This window comes from Carboxylicivirga longa (assembly GCF_050589825.1).
GTDB lineage: Bacteria > Bacteroidota > Bacteroidia > Bacteroidales > Marinilabiliaceae > Carboxylicivirga > Carboxylicivirga longa.
Map to the genome: position 1 here is coordinate 313,951 of NZ_JBNGOZ010000002.1, position 19,917 is coordinate 333,867.

The 19,917-nt window shown below is 39.1% G+C and carries 15 protein-coding genes; all 15 read right to left on the reverse strand.

Annotation, left to right across the window (positions count from 1 at the left end; all coding sequences use genetic code 11):
• Nucleotides 1–4: 4 nt before the first annotated feature.
• A complete protein-coding gene (locus tag ACRD7A_RS02990) occupies nt 5–919 on the reverse strand; it encodes an NAD-dependent epimerase/dehydratase family protein (protein WP_430809871.1) in 915 nt (304 codons plus the stop codon).
• Between the two features lie 33 nt (nt 920–952).
• Nucleotides 953–2,041, reverse strand: coding sequence for a glycosyltransferase (locus ACRD7A_RS02995; RefSeq protein ID WP_430817924.1), 1,089 nt, complete (start codon nt 2,039–2,041; stop codon nt 953–955).
• Nucleotides 2,042–2,056: 15 nt separating this feature from the next.
• Nucleotides 2,057–3,082, reverse strand: coding sequence for an ATP-grasp domain-containing protein (locus tag ACRD7A_RS03000; protein ID WP_430809873.1), 1,026 nt, complete (start codon nt 3,080–3,082; stop codon nt 2,057–2,059).
• A 67-nt stretch (nt 3,083–3,149) separates the two neighbouring features.
• Nucleotides 3,150–5,060, reverse strand: a complete 1,911-nt coding sequence (gene asnB, locus ACRD7A_RS03005; RefSeq protein WP_430809874.1) for an asparagine synthase (glutamine-hydrolyzing) — start codon at nt 5,058–5,060, stop codon at nt 3,150–3,152.
• A gap of 325 nt (nt 5,061–5,385) precedes the next feature.
• Nucleotides 5,386–6,528: a CapA family protein gene (locus ACRD7A_RS03010; RefSeq protein WP_430809875.1), complete on the reverse strand. Its 1,143-nt coding sequence runs from the start codon at nt 6,526–6,528 to the stop codon at nt 5,386–5,388.
• A gap of 118 nt (nt 6,529–6,646) precedes the next feature.
• The gene (locus ACRD7A_RS03015; RefSeq protein WP_430809876.1) at nt 6,647–7,774 is read right to left on the reverse strand and encodes a hypothetical protein; all 1,128 of its coding nucleotides are present in this window, start codon (nt 7,772–7,774) and stop codon (nt 6,647–6,649) included.
• Between the two features lie 29 nt (nt 7,775–7,803).
• Nucleotides 7,804–8,871, reverse strand: a complete 1,068-nt coding sequence (locus tag ACRD7A_RS03020; RefSeq protein WP_430809877.1) for an EpsG family protein — start codon at nt 8,869–8,871, stop codon at nt 7,804–7,806.
• Between the two features lie 373 nt (nt 8,872–9,244).
• A complete protein-coding gene (locus ACRD7A_RS03025; RefSeq protein ID WP_430809878.1) occupies nt 9,245–10,366 on the reverse strand; it encodes a glycosyltransferase family protein in 1,122 nt (373 codons plus the stop codon).
• Nucleotides 10,359–12,020 (reverse strand): asparagine synthase-related protein, encoded by a 1,662-nt coding sequence (locus tag ACRD7A_RS03030; RefSeq protein ID WP_430809879.1) that lies wholly within the window; start codon nt 12,018–12,020, stop codon nt 10,359–10,361. The genes ACRD7A_RS03025 and ACRD7A_RS03030 overlap by 8 nt, the downstream gene beginning before the upstream one ends.
• A gap of 34 nt (nt 12,021–12,054) precedes the next feature.
• Nucleotides 12,055–13,743 carry an asparagine synthase-related protein gene (locus ACRD7A_RS03035; RefSeq protein WP_430809880.1) on the reverse strand — a complete coding sequence of 563 codons (1,689 nt, stop codon included), beginning with the start codon at nt 13,741–13,743 and terminating at the stop codon, nt 12,055–12,057.
• A 55-nt stretch (nt 13,744–13,798) separates the two neighbouring features.
• Nucleotides 13,799–14,842, reverse strand: a complete 1,044-nt coding sequence (locus ACRD7A_RS03040) for a glycosyltransferase family 2 protein (RefSeq protein ID WP_430809881.1) — start codon at nt 14,840–14,842, stop codon at nt 13,799–13,801.
• Nucleotides 14,843–14,879: 37 nt separating this feature from the next.
• Nucleotides 14,880–15,851, reverse strand: coding sequence for a glycosyltransferase (locus tag ACRD7A_RS03045; RefSeq protein WP_430809882.1), 972 nt, complete (start codon nt 15,849–15,851; stop codon nt 14,880–14,882).
• A gap of 28 nt (nt 15,852–15,879) precedes the next feature.
• Nucleotides 15,880–17,439, reverse strand: coding sequence for an O-antigen translocase (locus ACRD7A_RS03050; RefSeq protein WP_430809883.1), 1,560 nt, complete (start codon nt 17,437–17,439; stop codon nt 15,880–15,882).
• A 266-nt stretch (nt 17,440–17,705) separates the two neighbouring features.
• A complete protein-coding gene (locus ACRD7A_RS03055; protein ID WP_430809884.1) occupies nt 17,706–18,674 on the reverse strand; it encodes a Gfo/Idh/MocA family oxidoreductase in 969 nt (322 codons plus the stop codon).
• A gap of 98 nt (nt 18,675–18,772) precedes the next feature.
• On the reverse strand, nt 18,773–19,912 hold the full coding sequence (locus tag ACRD7A_RS03060; RefSeq protein ID WP_430809885.1) for a DegT/DnrJ/EryC1/StrS family aminotransferase: 1,140 nt from the start codon (nt 19,910–19,912) through the stop codon (nt 18,773–18,775).
• Between the last annotated feature and the right edge of the window lie 5 nt (nt 19,913–19,917).

Sequence of the window (19,917 nt, forward strand, 5' to 3'; positions counted from 1 at the left end):
GTCTCTATTTCCAGTTATCAATAAGGTTTTTGATTCCTTCATCGATCCCCCAAACTGGTTCCCATCCAATTTTCTTTAACTTGGTAACGTCTGCCAATAAATGCTGACGTTCTACTTTTCGAACCCTTGCCTGATCAACATTTATCTGTACCTTTTCATTTAATTGACGCGCAAATGCCTCCACTATCTCAACAACCGAATACTCTATTCCTCTCCCAAGGTTAAAAACGTCGAAACCAATGTCCTTTTGAGCCAGCAATGTTTTTACAGCGTTGGCCATATCGTGGGTATGAATAAAGTCACGTTTTGGTGTAAGATTACCCAGATTTATGGTGCGCAAGCCTTCCCTTAGCTGCTTTTCAACCTCAGGTATCAGGTGTGGATTTGTTTCGTTGGGACCAAAGGCGTTAAAAAAACGGCATACGATTGTATCTATCCCCGTGTCCAAATAAAACCCCGAACATAAATGTTCGCCGGTAAGTTTGCTCAAACCGTATATGTCAAGCGGATGTTGCTCGTGTTTTTCACTTACCGCCTCATCATAGATAGGATACACTGCGGCTGTTGAGGCAAAAAATAGTTTTTTCAGTCCCTTCACTTGTTTGATGGCATCCAAAATGTTCATGGTGCCCCTGATATTGGTATCTGCTGCCTCGTAAGGATGCTGGTTACAATATGGTATAAAGTGAATGGCTGCCAAATGAACAACTATATCCGGCTGAATTTCCAGTATCGCCTTTTCAACAGCTTTCTTGTCCCGAATATCAGTCAAATAAAAATGGTCATCGTTTACATCAATAAAATCACGGCTACCAAACGAAAGGTTGTCAAGTACAAATACATCGTATCCTTCCTTTTGAAGCAAGGGGACTACTGCTGATCCGATAAAACCGGCTCCTCCTGTGACTAAAGTTTTCATAATGTGGGATTTATATTAGTGATTCAACAATAATTAATTCGGAAGAATAAAATTCAGGGTTTCCGCCCCAATCTTATCAATGCTAAAATTTACTATGTCAATACGCCCTTTTTTTCCAAAAGCCCTTCTCATTTCCTCATTTTCCATGAGTGCCCTTAATTTCTCCTCGAACTCTCTATAATTGAAAAGAGGAATCAAGAAGCCATTTTCACCATCATTAATCATTTCCGACGGTCCGGCAATACAATCGAATGCTATTACCGGAAGACCGGCAGACTGTGCTTCCCCAATCACATTGGGAAATCCTTCGGAGCTTGACGTAAAGGCAAAAATCTTACTGCTTAAATAATAAGCCTCCACATCAGACTGCTTACCTGCTAGGGTAATCCTATCCTGAGCGTTGCTTCTCGCTATGATTCTTTTTAAATTTTCAGAATTTTTTTGTTTTTGGTGATCGTACCCTACAATAACCAACTTCCAATGGGGATTGGCAATATTAATAAACATCTCTATCAGCTTGTCGTGATGTTTTGTCTTTATTAAACGGCCAACCATCAGTACAATGTTTTGGCGGCCAACATCCCCACGTTTTTCTATTTTTCTGATTGGGTTGCCGATAACACGAATATTATTATGATTAAATTGAGTATGGTAAATCTGTTTTGCTTTTTCGGTTTGAGCAATTACACCTGTAGCCAAAGGATAAAGCCACTTGCGCAACTTATCGTGTAGTTTTCCAAAGGACTTATTGGGCTGGCATCTGTCCGAAATAAAAAGAGGAGTTCTTTTTCCCAACAGAGCAATCAACACTAGGCTATTCCAATATTCCCCAAAACTGAGGGTGGCATCGGGGTTAATATCCACAACTACCTTACGAATATAAAGGACAGTTTGAAGGGTGGAGTAGAGCCGTTTATTATTATTGAACTTGAACTTAGGCTTGTGAATAATCACATTGTTAGGTAGATCGTAAAAAATCTGGCGACTAATGCCGTACAGTACTAAGTGAGTTTCGATGTTTTCCTGCGAGGAAAAATAAGATGCCAGTTCCGCCATTACCCTTTCCATCCCCCCTGCTTGCATAGAATGAATCACTAAGCATACTTTTTTTTTTCGCTTCAAAACCATTATAAAATTTTATACCTCCCTATTCTTTATGCTGTCTATCAAATCATTCACCATCCAGCCATAGGGATTGAAGGACCCGGAATGCCAGTTCATATCTCTATCCCAGTATCCTACGCAATCATCATAACCATGCATAGCAAACCCGTAGCTTATTTCTACAATAAGCGGTTTTCCATCATCAAACACAAAATCATAAGCCATACACTGATCGTTTAGCCTTTCTGATACCTGAAAGGCAGTTTCAATTGTATCTTCATCAAAGTATTTTTTATCATATAGAATCGTTCCGCTACCGGAAGCTCTAAAATCATTTTCGCGCACCATTCGTTTAATAGCAAACGCTCTTCCGTTAACCACACAAACCCTTATATCAGAATCATTGCCCGGAATAAAATCCTGAAAATAAACATAGCCCTTCTCATTGCCAGTCACCCGGGCATATTCCGTAGTATACCCTAGCCTTAGAATTCCTTTTGTCACATTCCACGTTGATGTTTTTCCCTTGCGGTATTTTCTCAATCGCTCCTTTAGGTTTGCCCAGGCGTCGTATTGCTGAAAACCTCTGCCAAAGGCTTTGCGTATTAACCGCTCAGCCTGCTTGTGGCTTTTGACCAGTTTTACATTGTCCGAGCCTGCACCGTTCCGCAACTTAAAAACTATGGGAAGCAGTGTACTCTCAGCCCATTTAAGAGCCTCTTTTTTGCTGTAAAAAACATAAGAAGGTGCGAGTGGGGCTCCAATACCTTCCAAAAGGTATTTCTGCGCCACCTTATCGTCAAAGTGCCACGCGGTATGAAAATCAGGAAACACAACCTTACCGGCATGCTGTACAGCGTGCAACAGTTGTTTGGCAAATTTACTCTCGCGAGCACCTTTGTGGTTAAAATGCCACATTAGCGCATTGCAGTCGGCCAGATGTTGCATAATATCACTGGCATAACAGTTCACGATTTTATAATCGATGTTATTTTTATCGCAATAAGGAATCCACCTGTCGCTAAACGATCCTTTGGCGCTGTGTATGGCTATTCGCATAAAATGAGATATTAGATATCAGACAAAAGATGGGAAGATCCTCTATCCTACTTGAGAGAAACTACGCTTACTTTCCATCCAGATACACGGAAGCCCAGGTTTCGAAGGCCATGGCTACCCACAAGGCATCGAGTTCGGAGGGCTTTATCGTTTTAATGTGTTCCACCCAATGCTGTACTTTTTTACCATTAAAAATCCCCCTGCTTTTTATGCCAGGCACGATTTTATCGTTGAGATATTGCGAGAAATCGTCTTTCATGAAAAACTCACGAAGGGGTATTCCAAAGCCCATTTTATCACGAAAAGCAAAGGGATGCCCAAACACCTCGGCTGTCATCTGCTTTAGCAGGTACTTTTGACTATTGCTACCCATGCCATTATTTCGGCTCAGCAAAAATTTCTCGGGGATAGAAAAAGAACGGCTCACCACCTCATTATCGAGAAAGGGCACCCTGTTTTCAATGGAGTGTGCCATCGACATCTTATCCTGTCTTATCAGCAGGTCGGGCAAATAGGTTTGCATCTCATATTTCACTTGTCGGTCGAAGCGCGTACCGCGTAAAGAGGCATAACTTTGTAATCGGTCGTGACTTGCTTTATTGGTAGTAAACCCGGGCAAAAGCTGCAGCGCCAGATGGGGCTGCATATAAGCCGTGGCCATAACGGCACGATGAGCCTCCTTAAAATAGCTAAGCATCTGCGCCGGTTGCTTTATATTATTTTTTACTTGCCGCAACAGCCTGAGCCCGGCATAAGGGTATTTAATGCCGTGGAAGCGCTCGTAACCGCCAAACACTTCATCGGCTCCTTCGCCACTAAGGAGGACGGTTACATAGGCCTTAGCCCGTTGCGACAGCTGATAAATACCAATGGTATTGGGATGGTTCAGTGGCGCCTCCAGATGCCAGGTAGCCTTTTCGATGTGCTGCAGGTAATAATCGGAATTCAACAAAAATTTATGAGCCGTAATGCCGAGGGTATCCCTTACGCGGTTAATATATTTTTCTTCGGAAAAACGGGCATCATTAAAAACAATGGATACCGACTCAAAATTACCGCTGCTGCTCTGATGGTTGGCCAGCCAGGTAACTAAGGAGGAGTCGATGCCCCCCGACAGCTGACAGCCCAGCTTTACATCGCTCATTAACTGACCATGTACACTTTTTTCAAGCCATCCTTTTAAGTCATGCTGCAATAGAGCCGCGCTATGCCCCTCTCTCCTGCAACGTTCGTAATTGTTTACATTAAAAAACGAGTGATGCTTGATTTCCTTTCCGGGTCGGTAACAAATATAACTGCCAGGCTGTAGGCTCCGAACCCCCTCAAACAGCGTATCATGCAGGGTATTCCTAAAAAGCATGTACTCGTCGAGTTTATCACTGTTTAACGCAAAAGAAAAGCCCTCGAGACATCCAAAACTCTTCAGCTCTGAAGAGAAGGCAAAGCGCCTGGATGAATTAATATAATACATGGGCTTAATACCAAAGCGATCGCGTGCCAAATAAAAAGTCTGCTTATTCAAGTCAGCAATGGCTATGGCAAACATACCATTTAGCCTACCTAGAGTTTCTTCGAGGCCATATTTCAGGTAAAGAGCAAGAATCACTTCTGTATCGGTATTACTTTTAAAACGATAACCCCAATTTTCAAGCTCATTTTTAAAATCGAAGGCATTGTATATTTCCCCGTTAAAGGCAAGTAACACATTACTGTCAGGACTTAGCATGGGCTGATGTCCATTTTCGGAGAGATCGAGTATGCTCAGCCGGTTAAACCCCAGCATGCCATCGAAGCCATCTTCGAGAGGAGCCGGATTACGGCTATCCACCTCTACTGAACAGCCTCTTTGCAGGTTAAAAGCCCGCACCCCCGAATCATCCGGACCACGATGCCGCTGTACCTTCAGCATAGCAACAATCTGCGAAGTGTCGTTTATGCCAGCCTGATTGGTGTTAATATATCCGGTGATTCCACACATATTTTAGTTGTGAGTGATGAGTTGTGAGTATAAAGCGTAAAGTGGAGAGGACTTTCAGTACCCTTCAATCTCTTGTCTAAATATCAAACCTAAAATTTGAAGTGATAAGCTTGAGTAATGAGCGTAAGGTATTTTCAATCTATCTAAATCTCCTTCAATCCTTTCAATCTCATGCCTAAAGTCTATTGTCTAATCGTCTAAAGTTTTCAAGTGTTGAGTGATGGCTTAAAAACGGCGTTTATTACGGCTATCGCCCGGGTCAGTCCCATCTTCTACCTTAAAGATATACGCAAATTTCGTTATTACACTATTCTGTTTACCAATATTATATGAGCTGCTCATTTTCTTTGAGCAATCGCAATAAAACATCCCTGTGTGATTCGCAGCGCGACAGATTAAGGTGAAACAATCGTTTTTTACGATTAAGAAAACGGGGGAGCCAGCCTCTTTTTTGCAGTGCGGCTATATACCTGCCCCAATAAGGTTCAATAAATGCATTGTACATGGGAAACACTGACTGGCAATACTGTGCAAACGCTTCCTCCAATGCGGCATCATCGGCAATAATTCGGTTTAACGCTTTAATATCTTCATCAAACTGCTTTCTTTCATCGTCGTTTAGTTTGAAAACCCCAGGTTGCTCGTTGCCCTGCTTTAGAGGAATTATTTCAAATTGCATTTCCTCTCCTATCATCAACCTAACTACGTAGCCCCTGTTCCAATCGGAATACTTTTTGCTGGGCCAGTCGTACACAAAGTTACCCAGTCCGTAAAAGATGGGTTTGCCCTTATATATTTCGTAACCGGAAAACACATGGGTATGGTGCGAAACCACAGCATCAGCTCCCTGGTCGATGAGAAACCGGTATAGTTTTTTTGTACGTGGCGAGGGCAGCCGATAAAACTCATTGCCGGCATGCATAATCATCAGTACGTAATCGTTCTCCTGCTTTGCTTTACTAATGTTATAGTGGCATTGAATGGCATCAATAGGATTACAGGTGTAAGCACCGTCGGGTGTCGTCAGAAATTCATTATCCGCTGCATTCATAATGGCTATCCTTTTGCCCTGATGTTTCAAAACAAAAGGCCGGGCTGCTTCTGCTTGGGATGTGCCAATGCCAATGGTGGCTATCCCGTTTTGTTGGCAAAGTTCCAGCGTATCTTCTACCCCCCGCGTAGCGAAATCCATGATATGATTGTTGGCCATGGCAGCAAGATCAACTCCTGCATAGGAGAGAGCTCCGATGGTATCGGGGTGTGCATTTTGATAAGGCCCCGTTTTTGGGCGCGTATATTGCGCATGCGTGAGCGGACATTCCAAATCCACAACATTCAAATCGTTATGCTGAAACACATCGATAAAATTGTTAAACACGGATGCGAAATCTCCCTTACGGCATAATTCTTCCACCCGATTTAGCGGAGCGAAGTCGCCAGTGATGAGGATATTGACAGTTTGCTGCATATTTTGATTTTCCTGTATTTAACATTTGTTTTGGCAGAGAGAATAAAGCGTAATGCCATACATAAGAGACAAAAAATTGAATGGATTGAAGGAGATTGAAACACTCAACGCTCATTACTCACGACTCATCACCCAACACTCCGTTCATAAAATCCCCTAACTTATCGGATGTCATAAACTCCACATCGGGCCATTTTTGGGTTATTTTTTTTAACAAAGCATTGAGCAACTTTAGGTTGCCGGCTCGATTTTTCGGATCGAGGGCGCCGATATAGTTAATTCGATGTGAGCCGATGATAGCCGGCTTATTCCATTTAAAGGCGATATTAATACGGCGCAAACACTCCCCTACAGGATCGGATATTTTATTCAATGCCGGTTCAAAAAAGCAGTTGCGCGTCAGGTAAGACTGCCCATGCCGGTTGCGGCTACCCATATAATGATATTTGCGTTTGTAGTTTTCGAAGGTACCCGTGGGTACAGATTGTACCACCAATCCCTGAATGTATTTAACTCCACCAAGTGCCAGTTCCTCTTCCACGTGACTATCCCAGGTGTAACAGGGCGGAATAAAGGATTTGGAACGAAAGCCAAACAGTTCTTCAAACATATCGAGCCCTTCCCGAAGACCTTGCTTCATTAGCTTCATGTCGGCAGGCGTATTGTAATCCAACACCTCCATAAAATTATAATCGCCATTGCCAGAGAAAGTGGTTCGATGTTGGAAAGTAAACATGATTTCGGGCGTCTTTTTTCGCAGAGCCTCCATCCAGCGCACCACATTCACATGCTCCCGCCCATGAAACTGCGGATGAAACAATCCTAGCTTATTACCTTGCTGCCAAAGTTGCAACACCTGATCACGCTGCGGGTAGACACTAAGGGTTTGTTCCACTGGCTCTACAAAGTAGGTCTGAAACTCAGCTTCACGGATTTTTACAAAATCGGGATTGCCCACCACCATATTGGCCGTTAAAACAGCCGGTTTCCCATAGGCGTCGGTATGGCGGCTCAAGGTTTCCAATAAAAGCGTCATATCCTCATTGTTTTCGAGGGTATCGAGACGATTATAATCCGAATCAGCTACACCCATCCCCTTGTGCTTAAACAACTGATAAACCTCAATGGAAGGCATGCGGATACTCCCCCAGTCATCGCTTTCAATCACCACTATTTTACGATGGGTACGGAACCCGGGTAGGTTGATCAGATTTTGGGAAAAATAAGTTTTAACAGCATTTAACACAATGCAAGTAATTAGAAAATGAATAGAACTTAAAACAATACCTCTGCCAGAGAAAGACCTGAAGCTATTAAAGGAGATCCAACTAAAGGCGTAAATAGCCAGGCACTAATAGTTTCTGAACCAATTCTAAAATGCATAAGACTGTATAAAAGCATCGGGAAAAGCCCAAATAAAATAATCCAATTTATTTTGGCACCAGTCTTTCGTTTAACAGAACCTAAAAAAACATAAACCGTGGCAAACAGGTAAAATACAGTTTGGTACCTGCCTCCGAAAGTTGGGATTACCTTACCAAAGTTTACAAAAGACAGGAACACGAGCAAAAAACTAAATAAATTAGCGTCTTCTCTTTTCTGTATGCCGGGTTGAAATTGATACCCTAAACGAATAAGAGAAATACAAATTAACAAAAAGTAAAATACCAAATCATCGCTTAGGAACACAAACCAAGAAGCCGTTTGGGCGTTATCTTGCATTCCCATAATATACCCTTCACTTGAATATCCCTCATACCGCGATTGTATAACACCTCCTAAACTCATTGAGATGGTTTCAAAAACAGGTGCAAAAAAATGCGGTACAAAGAATGAAGCTATTACAATTGGCAAATAGATTTTATCACGATTGCCCGCAAAAACATAAGCCAAAAGAACCACATTTGCTGTTACAAAACTCCAGTGAACAAGTGTTGCTGATAAGGCGAGAATTATAAATCTTTTATCCTTATTTAAAACAACCTGGCAGGCTCCATAAAAAAATATCCATGTTGCTGTTGGCATCCTTATCCCACTCACCGAAGTTAAGGGCAATATAAACATAAAAAACACCAATAAGACAAGCGAGTTCAATCCTGGTTGCTTTGTATATTTATCATATAGCAAGTTAATGGATTTTAAATAAAAAAAACCCAGAATAGCAGTCCAGACTGCAAAATACACCCCTGCATTTGTTGTAAATCTTGAAACTAAAAAGGAGATTAAGGGTTCAAAAATATCAATCGTAGTGTCACTGTACAAACCTCCGATAATATTAAAAACTTCAGAAAACGGCCGCATCGAGTTAGCTTCCAAAGACAAAACGTATCTATAAGAATCCATAAACTCGTTTTGGTTATTAAAGGTTAAGCCATAATAAATAACAAACATGTATACAATATACTTTGCAACCCGACTATTGTAATTGTATAACGCAACACAAAACGCAAGGAATGGCCACAAAATAAAAAGTATCAGAAACTGCCAATAATTATTTACTCCCCTAGAAAGAGTGTTAGCATTGAAGCTTATTGCATTAATCATTATAATAATGAAACTATTGTATATTTGATCACTGCCAGAGTGGTACTTTTGTTAATCAAATCCTTGATTACTTACATATGAGCAATAATGAGTGTCTTACTGTGGTGTTTTGATTCCATGTAAATCAATCTCATCACCCATTTCTCGACACCCACATATTATTAAATTACATCTATTTGATCAAGGAAATAAACTTGGAAACTACTATTTTTATATCAAACTTAGACTTATCTATTATACGTTGTTTTGAATAATTATGATCGAAAAATTCCTTTACCAATTCTGTATCCAGGTGAGCTGAATTAATGTTCAAAATGGGGCGGCCAGACAAAGCATAATCTATTAATTTACTGGGAATTGCTTCGACATTATTTTTACTATCATGTATCGTATCAATATTCACTAAAAAGTTAACTTTGCTCATTTCGTAGATAAGAGATATACGATCTATATATTCTTTAATCAACAGTTTGTCACCCAATTTACTTTTATATTTCAAATAGTAGTCGGGCTGATTTGTGTAAACAATAAATAAAAAATCAAGATTAGAACTCACAAGAAATTCCAGCAGCTTATCCAGATCTCTAATTCCAGGTATAACAGAACCCGCAAAAATAAATGACGGGCGATGGTTATTTACTGCTTGCCCGCTTAAGTGAATATCTGAAAAATTGAAGCCCTGAGGAATAACCCTCATCTTGGATTTAAATTCGGGGTAAAACTGATCACCCAACTGACTAAAAGGGATAGAAATGTAATCACACCTGCGGCAAAAACCCTTTTCTAAATACTTGAAGTAAAAGGGCTTTCGAAAAGTATCCAATCTTGCAAACATATAAGCATCTCCACAATCGGCCACCCACGTATGGGCTATAGTATGCTTTTTACGCCTGGCCCAGGCCACGCCCCAATGCACGGGGAATGGAACTGCAAAGGATATCATCATATCATACCCTTGCTCTGTGCGGAGCATTTCTTTCACCTTAAACATTTCAATTATTGCCGGATACTCAAATAAAACAGCTATGACTCTTAAAAATATCTTCAGCCCATAAGCAAGAGGTTTAATTTTTAATGTACCCCCCCCCGAAAAATAAGGCTTACTCCACATCTTTAAGCTAAACGGATACATTTTAAGAAAATCGGTGTAATCAAAATCCCTAAACTTTGAAATGACGGTTACTTCATATCCCTGTCTACAAAGCTCTTTAGCCAACTCCGTAGCTCTAAAGCTGCGTGGTGACACTTCGGGATGAAATGCGTTTGATACTAAAAGTATTTTCTTCTTATCCATTGATTTGGGGAACTTCTTCGATAAAAACTTCTTCCTTTAAAGTATAAATGGCCATAAGCGCATTCACATTCATCTGATAGGGCTTTCGGATTAAAACAGGCGATAAATACCTCTTTATATGTAAAGGATATAACTTCATTGGATATAAAATCGCTCCGACAGAATTGGCTTTAAGAGCAAATATGCTATTTGTTCCTTCACCGATTACAACCTTTCGTTTTAAAACCGATACAATATAGCTCTTTAAAAGCTGAGGGACCATATCTGCCATTTTACTTTTGGGGGGCACAACTTTTTTGTATTTATTAATAACAGGCAGTTCCTGAATATTATTATGGAACAGTCTTTTATTAGCAACATGATACATGATCTCTCTTTCTATCCGGTCGTCAAAGTCTAATTCATGCCAAAAGTCAATCACCTCCTTTTCCCAAAATGGGATACGCCAATTTAATCCGAAAAACTCGTATGCCCTGACACTATTGATTATGAATTTGGATTGTCGCTCCTGCCAGTTAAAAAACTCAGGAAAGCTCTTATTGGATTGTTCACCCTCATCGAACAGACCAGCTAATGTTGATACAAATTTCGGGTAACTTTTGATGCTCGGAAATAAGGTGTAATATTTATTAAATACAAATTTCAGTGCCTCTGCTTGAGTCGAAATATTTTTGATATTTATATTTGCAGCCTCTGTAAAAGCCGTGTGCCCGGGTACCACAACATCATTTTTACAGATTACACCTTCATCAATTAGCTTTTTCAATGCAAGAAAATCCTGAGAATGAGGCAAACAACAGCCATTAAAAGCATATCTTACATATTTATCAAAAAGCCCATTTCTGTGTAATACCTCCCATTCCTTTTCAGAATATTCAACAAAATACCATTTAAAGCTAAACGCTTCAGCTGCCTGTTTGCTATAAGCAACCTCCTGAGATGATCTAATACCATATGTAAAACAAATAACATTCTTACAACCCAATCGATATAGATAACTAATAATCAACCGAGAATCTAAACCACCACTTAACGGCACTATCCAATTCTTTACATTTGGACAGCTTTTAAGCATGCGTTTGAAGGTTTTGATCAATAAATTGTCGATTTGGTCATAAACATGCTCGAAATGTAAAGCTGACTTCTTCCTTAATGGATCTGATTTAAGTACAAAATATCTTTTAAAAATAATATTACCATCTAAAACAATGGCCATCTCTCCGGCTTGAATGCCTTTTACATTTTTATACACAGTTCTGTTTCCTGTTACTAACCCAGCGAGTAAAAATTCCTCCTGGGCCAGTTTATCATGTTCTTTTTTGAAGATTAATTGGCCAATATGATCTGTGACAATTAAGTTAGAAGCGTCATTAATAATGTAGAGTGGATAATTACGCGTATAATCGCAGGCAATTAGATACTGAGATTTATTCTTTAAAATAAGTGCAAAATTTCCATTGCCGTTTGGCAAAAAGGTATCCAAAATGAAACTTACCAATTCCACTTCTTTTTCTTTTATCTGTGCAAAGAGAACTGCTAATTCAGATGCTTTTAAAAAAAGTGTAGATCTAAATTCAATATATCCAATAAAAAAGATTGAAAATTCTGAAGTCTCAAACTTTATCCAACTTTTATTAACTAAGTCAATTTTCATAGCTCGCCAATGTTTACTAAATAAAATTAATTTGCTAGTTATCGGAATCTTTCGATTTATCCAGAAGTCTTCTAATAGAATATAATGTGGTCAATATAATGGGATTAACCTGGTATGGGTATCTATCAATAAATTTTATAAAATAAGCTTGCGTATTTGGTGGAAAATCCTCAATCGGTTCGAGCATGTCCTTAACTGAATTGGCCGACAAGGCAAATACCTGATTTAAGCCTTCGTTAAGTCTCGCTTTTCTTTTTAATAGCCGCAAAAACCGTTGTAAAAGGCTCTCAGGGATATTCCTTTTCACTATTTTTATAAGTGCTGCTTTTACAGATTTCTTCGTTTCAGATGCAAATGGAATTTCCAGTAGCTGCTCAACCAGCCCTCCGTTCTTTTCCAATTGATACAGTGGATCCCTTTTAACCCTCTTTTCTACAGGCATTTTCATCCAAAAATTAAAAATCTCCCAGTCCCACATGGGTTGATAATTTTTGAATCCGAAAAACTCATAAGCTCGCACACTATTAGTAATATATTTCGACTGTCTTTCCTGCCAATCACAATAGGCCATAAAATTTCTAGGTTCGACATTTGCCTCATCATACATTTCACTAAGTGCATCATGCATAAGTGAATCATCTTCTAAATCTCGCTTCATAGCCAAAATCTTCGAATACACATAAGTAAGTGCCGATTCTTTATTTTTCAGTTGCAGTGTTTCATTACCAAAAACCGTTTCAGTTTCTGTTACTACTGTATGTCCCGGCAAAAAAATATCTCCACTGTTGAATATTCCCTTTTGCTTTAACTCATAAATTGCCAAAAAATCCTGGATATGTGGTGTAGAAACACCATTGAAAGCATAATCAATGTATTCCCCAAATAGGCCGTTGCTATGCAGGGCTTGCCATTTTTCAGCTGTATATTCCACAAAATGCCATTCATATCCGAGAGCTTCAGCCACCTGTTTGCTAATTTGTGCTTGTGTATTATTAGGAATACCATAAGTAAAACAAATCACATTTTTAACACCTAAACGATACAGATAGTTAACAACAAGGCGTGAGTCATGTCCACCACTTAAAGGGACTAACCAATTGTTGACTTGTGGATTGTTCTTAACCATTCGAGAAAAAACCGATAGAAACAGTTTATCAAAAGCCGAAATAAAATCATCCTGTTTTTTATAAAAATCTGGTTTCTTGGAAGGCCTAAATATGAAATGCCGATGAGATTCCATTTCCTTTTCATCAATTGATACCAACTCTCCTGATTGTACCCGATAAACACCTTGATACAAAGTGCGATTCCCAAGCACATTTCCATAGGCTAAAAACTCTTCAAACCTATTTATATCAATCCTAAAAGCTCCGTTTTCCTTCTGAAACGCCTCAAGGTTATCCGTAATAAAAAATTGATTACGAAAATTACCATAAAACACAGGGTAGCTGCTAATAGCATCAGATACCAAGAAGATTCTATTATTACTTATAACTATTAATAAATATAGTCCTGTTGTTACCTTTAAGCGCTCAATCAAACATGTCTCTATTTGTGTTCCGCTGTGTTTTATTGATCTAATCGTATCTTCAATCCATTTATCTGCACCGTCATCCCAATTCGCACGCATTGGATTACCCTGAATATAGACAATGCGATTGTTGATTGTAATTTTTTGCGGTTTTAATTTCGAATAAAAATAAGCACCACTAAATTCCTTCATCTCAGTTTACAATTTTATTTTGCAAAAAATCCCTATCTTATTACATACCGCTAACTCAGACACTTTTGAACAATTTTTCCGCCTTAAATTTCAGAGAATGCCTTATAGAAAATAATACCCAGTATAAATACACAAAATGAATGGAGAGATTATAATATCTGGCTATTTTTGTATAAAAACGACTGCAACCTGCATTATCTAATTTTCTTAATGATCCTGTTTTTAAAGATGCATGCAGTTGAGGGTAATACTTTATATACTCCTTTATTTTTACGCTTACCAAAAACATAAAAGTAAAATGAATAATAGACTGGTTTACGAATTCTTTTTGCCCGGTTTCAATACATTTATTCAATTTGAAGATATGCAGGTTATTCGCTGCTTTCAAAAACCCTGTTCTGGCTCTATCGGTATTAAACAAATTGCTATGCGTCGCAGAGCCCGGGCGGGTAGTGCGCATATAAAAAGGAGTATTAATAAATATAACCCGTTGTGCCAAACAGGCAGCTCTTGTTATCAACTCTCCATCTTCTAAATAAGGTACCTCGGAAAGGTACCGAATGGTATGCTGATTAAAAAAGCTCCTCCTGAAAAAAATCGCGACAGACCTGTGAGGATCCCTGATTTCTACTTTCCCTTTTTCGTAACGATTGAAATATTGAATTCCTGATATTACCTTGTCTTCTTTATAAATTGGATCATAACGATATTCTTCTTTTAACTGGCCATCTAAAATAACATAGCCGGTATAGCCTATATCCACTTTAGACTGATCGAGGATTTTCAATTTCTCTGCAAATACATTAGGCAGCACATAATCATCCGGATCGATCATTAAAAGGTAATCTCCTGTTGCCCGATCAATTCCATTATTCCGAGCAACAGAAACACCTTGGTTTTCCTGGTCAATGAGTACAATATTGCTAAATTCATTCTGCAAAGTTCGCACCACCTCCTTGCTATGATCAGGAGAACCATCATTAATACAAATCAACTCGTAATCTTCTTGTGGAACATCTTGATCTTCGAGACTTCTAATGCATCTTTCAACATAGGGTGCGACGTTATACATGGGGATAATAACCGACAATCGTTTCATACTACTGGCTTAGCCTTTGCTGTTTTTGTAATAATGATTAGTTATACAATTCATTTTTCTGTAAATTCCGATTCAACATTTTCCTAAACTTAACAAAATACTTGAACGGATTAAGATAAATAGTAAAAGCAGAATGCAGACACCTATTAGCAGGGATATCTTTATTAAAGAAAGGCAACCTAAACAATTGTGATACCATCCATTGATATTGACAATTTAGCTTTATATCAATTGGTATATTAGGATATATATATATCCTTCTAAATGCCTCTTGGCTGAAGTAATTGGGATTAATTAAAAGCTTGTTACTATTATTATTAATGGCCGCACGGTGTTGCCGATAATTAACTGTAACCTTATTCATAAAATGAAGTTTATGCCCATTCCTGGTTAGATTTAGCCAAAGCGGGTAGTCTTCCAATAACTTAAAACGCTCATCAAAACTACCCACCGACAATAGCGTTTCTCTATGAATAAATAAGGAAGGCGTATAATGAATCCTATCGGAAACCAGGAGCTGTCGGTATTGCGATTGAACTGTCCTCCCAGGGTACATAATGCTATTGGGATTAAAGGGTTCTGTTGGAGTTGTTTTAATATAATTTTCTTTCGAAAAAGTGTTTTGATAAATATCAACAGCTGAAAATAACACCCTTATTTCAGGATGTTCGTTCACCCACCGTATATTATCCGCTATGCAATCACGTTTAAGCCCATCATCACCTGCAGGGAAACAAAGCCATTGACCACCTGCCCTCTTAAGTCCACGATTAGCATTTGCTGCGACACCCGTATTAATTTTAGAACCTATTATTTCAGTAGACACAAACCTATGCCCGTTGGCTTTAATCCATTCATGACATATAGAAACTGTATTATCAGTAGAACAATCATCGGTGATTATCAATTCAATATCGGGCCATGTCTGCTGACTAATACTGTTCAAAGTTTCTTCAACAAAAGAGGAAGAATTATAAGTAACAACAATAACAGAAACAAAGGAACCCACTAAATATTAATTCTTTAAATTTTATACATTACTTCCGCTTCAACCTATCTCTAATCATTTGTTTAATGTCTATCATTTTGTTTAGTTGACCATAAGAATACAAAACTATTAACACGAGTAAGCAAATCCCGACAATATATTTAACCAATACATTGAGGATAAATACGGATAAGAAAGACATAAGCACAAGTCCATAGGTAGTAGCAAATCTACCGTAAAACTTTTTTGGATAAAAAAAACCATATTTTCTATTAAGAACAAGATATCCAATTAAACTACCAATTATAAATGACAAAATAAACGAAACGCCAAGACCATTTAACCCATAAAAATAATAGAACAGAAGATTTAATGTCAGGATGAGTATTCCTGATACAATTTCTAAAATCAGAAAAATACGACCATCCCCTTTGGCCAGAAACACATAGCCCATTGCCCATGATACAGCCTTAAACTGCATTCCCAGAACTGTTAAATTAGCAAACATAACAATTGGCAAAAAAGCCTCGGTATAGAGTACCCTAACGGCGAGAGGCATGGTTACAATTAAAAGTGCTAATAACGGTGCCATAATTAACAAGGCCGCCTCTGCCTGTTGACTTACCAAAACCCTAATCTTCTGATTATCTGACTGTATCACTGATAGTCTCGGAAAATAATCTGTTGCCATAGCTGTGAATACGATTCCAGTATATTGCCCAACCACTCCCCAACCTGCATTATAAAGTCCTACTTGCTCTACTCCACCGTGGTTACTAATAAATGCACTGAGAAGGTAAGTAGATAAACTTGCCAGAAAACCGGCAAGGGTCATTGAAACACCAAGCTTTGCCATATCAAACCCTCTATCTCTTGTTTCTCTAAGACTCAGGTGTACATTTTGAACAGACACTTTTCGAGAATAATTCCATGAAAGAATCAGTGCGATTATTGAGCTAGCAATCATTGAAGGTACAATTCCCTCTAAGCCATAGAAGTAATACAACGGGATGGCTGTTACAAGCCCTAATGCAGACCCCAGCACTCCAGCTTTAGCCAAATCTTTTAACCTCCGTGTACCTTGCAAAATAGCTTTTTGCCCCTCAGTTAAGGAGTAGAGAAGCAGAGTCACTGATAACCATACAAATGCCCAAGTATAATCAGCATTACCAAATGACCACTTGCTTAATACAGGAGCCAGTGAAATAGTAACAATTGATCCTAGCAAACCTGTTAACCAGGCCCATCTCCTAAGGGTCATAACTGATTTAGCAATTCCTACCATATCACTATTGCCATGGGCCTCAGAAACATCCCGCACAGCACTAAAAGCAATACCTAAACCAGTTATGGATATTATCAATTGTATGGGTGCATTCAAAAGCCCCATTATTCCTACTCCGGTTGTACCAAGTAATACAGCAACAAACTTAACGCGCACTATACCAATAATGATGTTAAAAACCTGCACGCCGCCAAAAAGAGAAGTAGCCTTAAATATTTGGCGATATGAAGATTTTTCTTCATTAACGGATTGCATCTTCGTTGTAGCACGCTCTTTGTTTTCAGCAATTAAATCTTCCTTTAAATCTCGAACGTCCTGTTTCAAACTGATAAGCTTCTTTTTACCCCCCCTTCACTATCCGTAACAATTAGTTTGGCATGAATTTCCCATGCCATTGTGTCCAAATAGCCAACCGGTTCTATAAATAAAATACTTTTTCTATCTCTTGCTAATCAATCCATTTTGCTGCCCATGTGAACCTCCAACTATCCCAGGATTATAATCAGGCTGACGTATATCTAATTCATCAACAACATTTCTGACATATTAGAATATGAAACTTGCCTGATCATAACATTTCCCTATTTAAATCACTTTGCAAAAGGATGCTTTGCGAGAGGTTTCTTAGCAAAAGGATGATAGTCACCAATTAGCCCAACCGGCTTTTCATGACGAATTGCATGAACAATTTCGATAGCCTGTCTTGGAGCTTCCAGCCCGTAACCACCACCCGCCAATATTTCTTGATAACTGCGGGTATGCAAGTCGGTAAAGCCATTACTGAATTCCAGCTCCACCCCTTCGATCAATAGGGATCGATATGTACGTTGCCCTTTAGCAATAACTTTTGCTGGCAATACTTCATCGTTAATGGATAAAAACCAACGCACACGAGCTCTCTCAAAATAAAGAAATCCGGCCGCCCTGTCATGGGTATGGATATGAACAATATTTTGCTTCACATTACCAAATATATATGATAGCATGTCGTAAAAATGCACGCCGATATTTGTGGCAATACCACCCGATTTAGACAAGTCGCCCTTCCATGATGTGTAATACCAATTTCCGCGCGAAGTCAAATAAGTGAGATCTATATCGTAGATTTTATCCTTCGGACCATTGTCAACACGTTTTTTTAAGGACACAATGCTTGGATGCAAACGAAGTTGTAATATATTATATATTTTTTTCCCTGTATCTTCAACCACTCTTGCCAAGGCATCAATGTTCCATGGATTTAACACCAATGGCTTTTCACATATTGCATCCGACCCTCTGCGCAAGGCCATGCGTATATGTGCATCGTGTAAGTAATTAGGAGTACAGATGCTCATATAATCTAAGTCTATCCCTTTATCATATTTTAACTTCTCGATATGACGATCAAAACGTTCCGTCTCCACAAAAAATGCTGCATTGGGAAAAAAGCTATCCATAATGCCTACACCATCATAAGGATCCAAAGCTGCAATTAGATTGTTACCTGTTTCTTTGATTGCCTGCAAGTGTCGCGGAGCGATATAGCCGGCAGCTCCTATTAGGGCAAATTGCTTCATGAGATTATACTATTCTAACAATATGAATAAATATACTACTAAGTATTGGATCAAATCCAACTTGTATACAACACGGGTTTTTCGTGAAAGTTACCAAATCATCCATGAAAGGTATTGAGAACATCCACTACAAACTTTACTTCACTTTGAGTCATTACCTGACTAATCGGTAAAGAAAGTACTTCGTGATGTATCTTTTCAGTTATCGCCAGAGATAAACCATTCATGTTTTTATATGCTTTTTGCTTATGGGGTGGAATGGGATAGTGGACAAGAGTTTGCACTCCTTGTTCCGTTAAGTATTCCTGCAAAGCATCCCGCTTGGGGTAGCGGATAACAAACAGGTGCCATACGTGTGATAGATTATTAGCTGCTGACTGTTGGCGATTAGTTATCGGTAGAATTACATCCGGGTGTATGATGTTTTGCAAATAATAATTCGCAATCCCCCGGCGATGCTGATTGTCTTCGTCCAGGCGTTTTAGTTTAATCCGTAGCATGGCAGCTTGTATCTCATCCAAGCGGGAATTCAAGCCCTGATAGTCGTTTACATACTTATTCATGGATCCGTAATTGGCCAATGCGCGTATGACATTCGCTAACTCCTTATCATTGGTGGTAACAGCACCCCCATCGCCCAAGGCGCCCAGGTTTTTACCAGGGTAAAAGCTATGGCCTGCGGCATCGCCAAGTGAACCGGAACGGATAAGTGATTGAGCATTGAGTGATGAGATTTGGGCACCGGCGGCTTGTGCATTGTCTTCAATAATTTTCAGTCCGAACTGATTGGCCAAGGCCTGCAATTTTTCATCCCAGCAAACTCGTCCATATAAATGAACCACCATAATGGCTTTTGTTTTGGGGCTTATGTACTGCTCTATTAGGTCAATATTCAGATTATAGCCATTGATATCCGGCTCCACCAAAACCGGCTTTAAGTTATTGTCGGTAATCGCAAGTATGGACGCAATATAGGTATTGGCGGGTACGATTACCTCATCGCCTTCGTGCATCAAGCCCATTTGGATATAGGCTTTCAGAATCAAACGCAGCGCATCCAAACCATTACCCACTCCAATACAGTGATTTACACCTATATATCTAGCATATTCCAATTCGAAATTATCGACTTCTTTACCCAGGAGGTACCATCCACTTTCAATCACCTCTTGCACAGACCTAGAAATTTCAGGCTCAAAGCTTGCCGTTATTTTCTTTATATCTAAAAACTTAATCATTTACA

What these genes read in the sequence shown, in the direction of transcription:
- ACRD7A_RS02990 (WP_430809871.1), bottom strand. Translation starts at nt 919, where the DNA reads ATGAAAACTTTAGTCACAGGAGGAGCCGGTTTTATCGGATCAGCAGTA.
- ACRD7A_RS03000 (WP_430809873.1), bottom strand. Translation starts at nt 3,082, where the DNA reads ATGCGAATAGCCATACACAGCGCCAAAGGATCGTTTAGCGACAGGTGG.
- asnB (WP_430809874.1), bottom strand. Translation starts at nt 5,060, where the DNA reads ATGTGTGGAATCACCGGATATATTAACACCAATCAGGCTGGCATAAAC.
- ACRD7A_RS03010 (WP_430809875.1), bottom strand. Translation starts at nt 6,528, where the DNA reads ATGCAGCAAACTGTCAATATCCTCATCACTGGCGACTTCGCTCCGCTA.
- ACRD7A_RS03020 (WP_430809877.1), bottom strand. Translation starts at nt 8,871, where the DNA reads ATGGATTCTTATAGATACGTTTTGTCTTTGGAAGCTAACTCGATGCGG.
- ACRD7A_RS03025 (WP_430809878.1), bottom strand. Translation starts at nt 10,366, where the DNA reads ATGGATAAGAAGAAAATACTTTTAGTATCAAACGCATTTCATCCCGAA.
- ACRD7A_RS03030 (WP_430809879.1), bottom strand. Translation starts at nt 12,020, where the DNA reads ATGAAAATTGACTTAGTTAATAAAAGTTGGATAAAGTTTGAGACTTCA.
- ACRD7A_RS03035 (WP_430809880.1), bottom strand. Translation starts at nt 13,743, where the DNA reads ATGAAGGAATTTAGTGGTGCTTATTTTTATTCGAAATTAAAACCGCAA.
- ACRD7A_RS03040 (WP_430809881.1), bottom strand. Translation starts at nt 14,842, where the DNA reads ATGAAACGATTGTCGGTTATTATCCCCATGTATAACGTCGCACCCTAT.
- ACRD7A_RS03055 (WP_430809884.1), bottom strand. Translation starts at nt 18,674, where the DNA reads ATGAAGCAATTTGCCCTAATAGGAGCTGCCGGCTATATCGCTCCGCGA.
- ACRD7A_RS03060 (WP_430809885.1), bottom strand. Translation starts at nt 19,912, where the DNA reads ATGATTAAGTTTTTAGATATAAAGAAAATAACGGCAAGCTTTGAGCCT.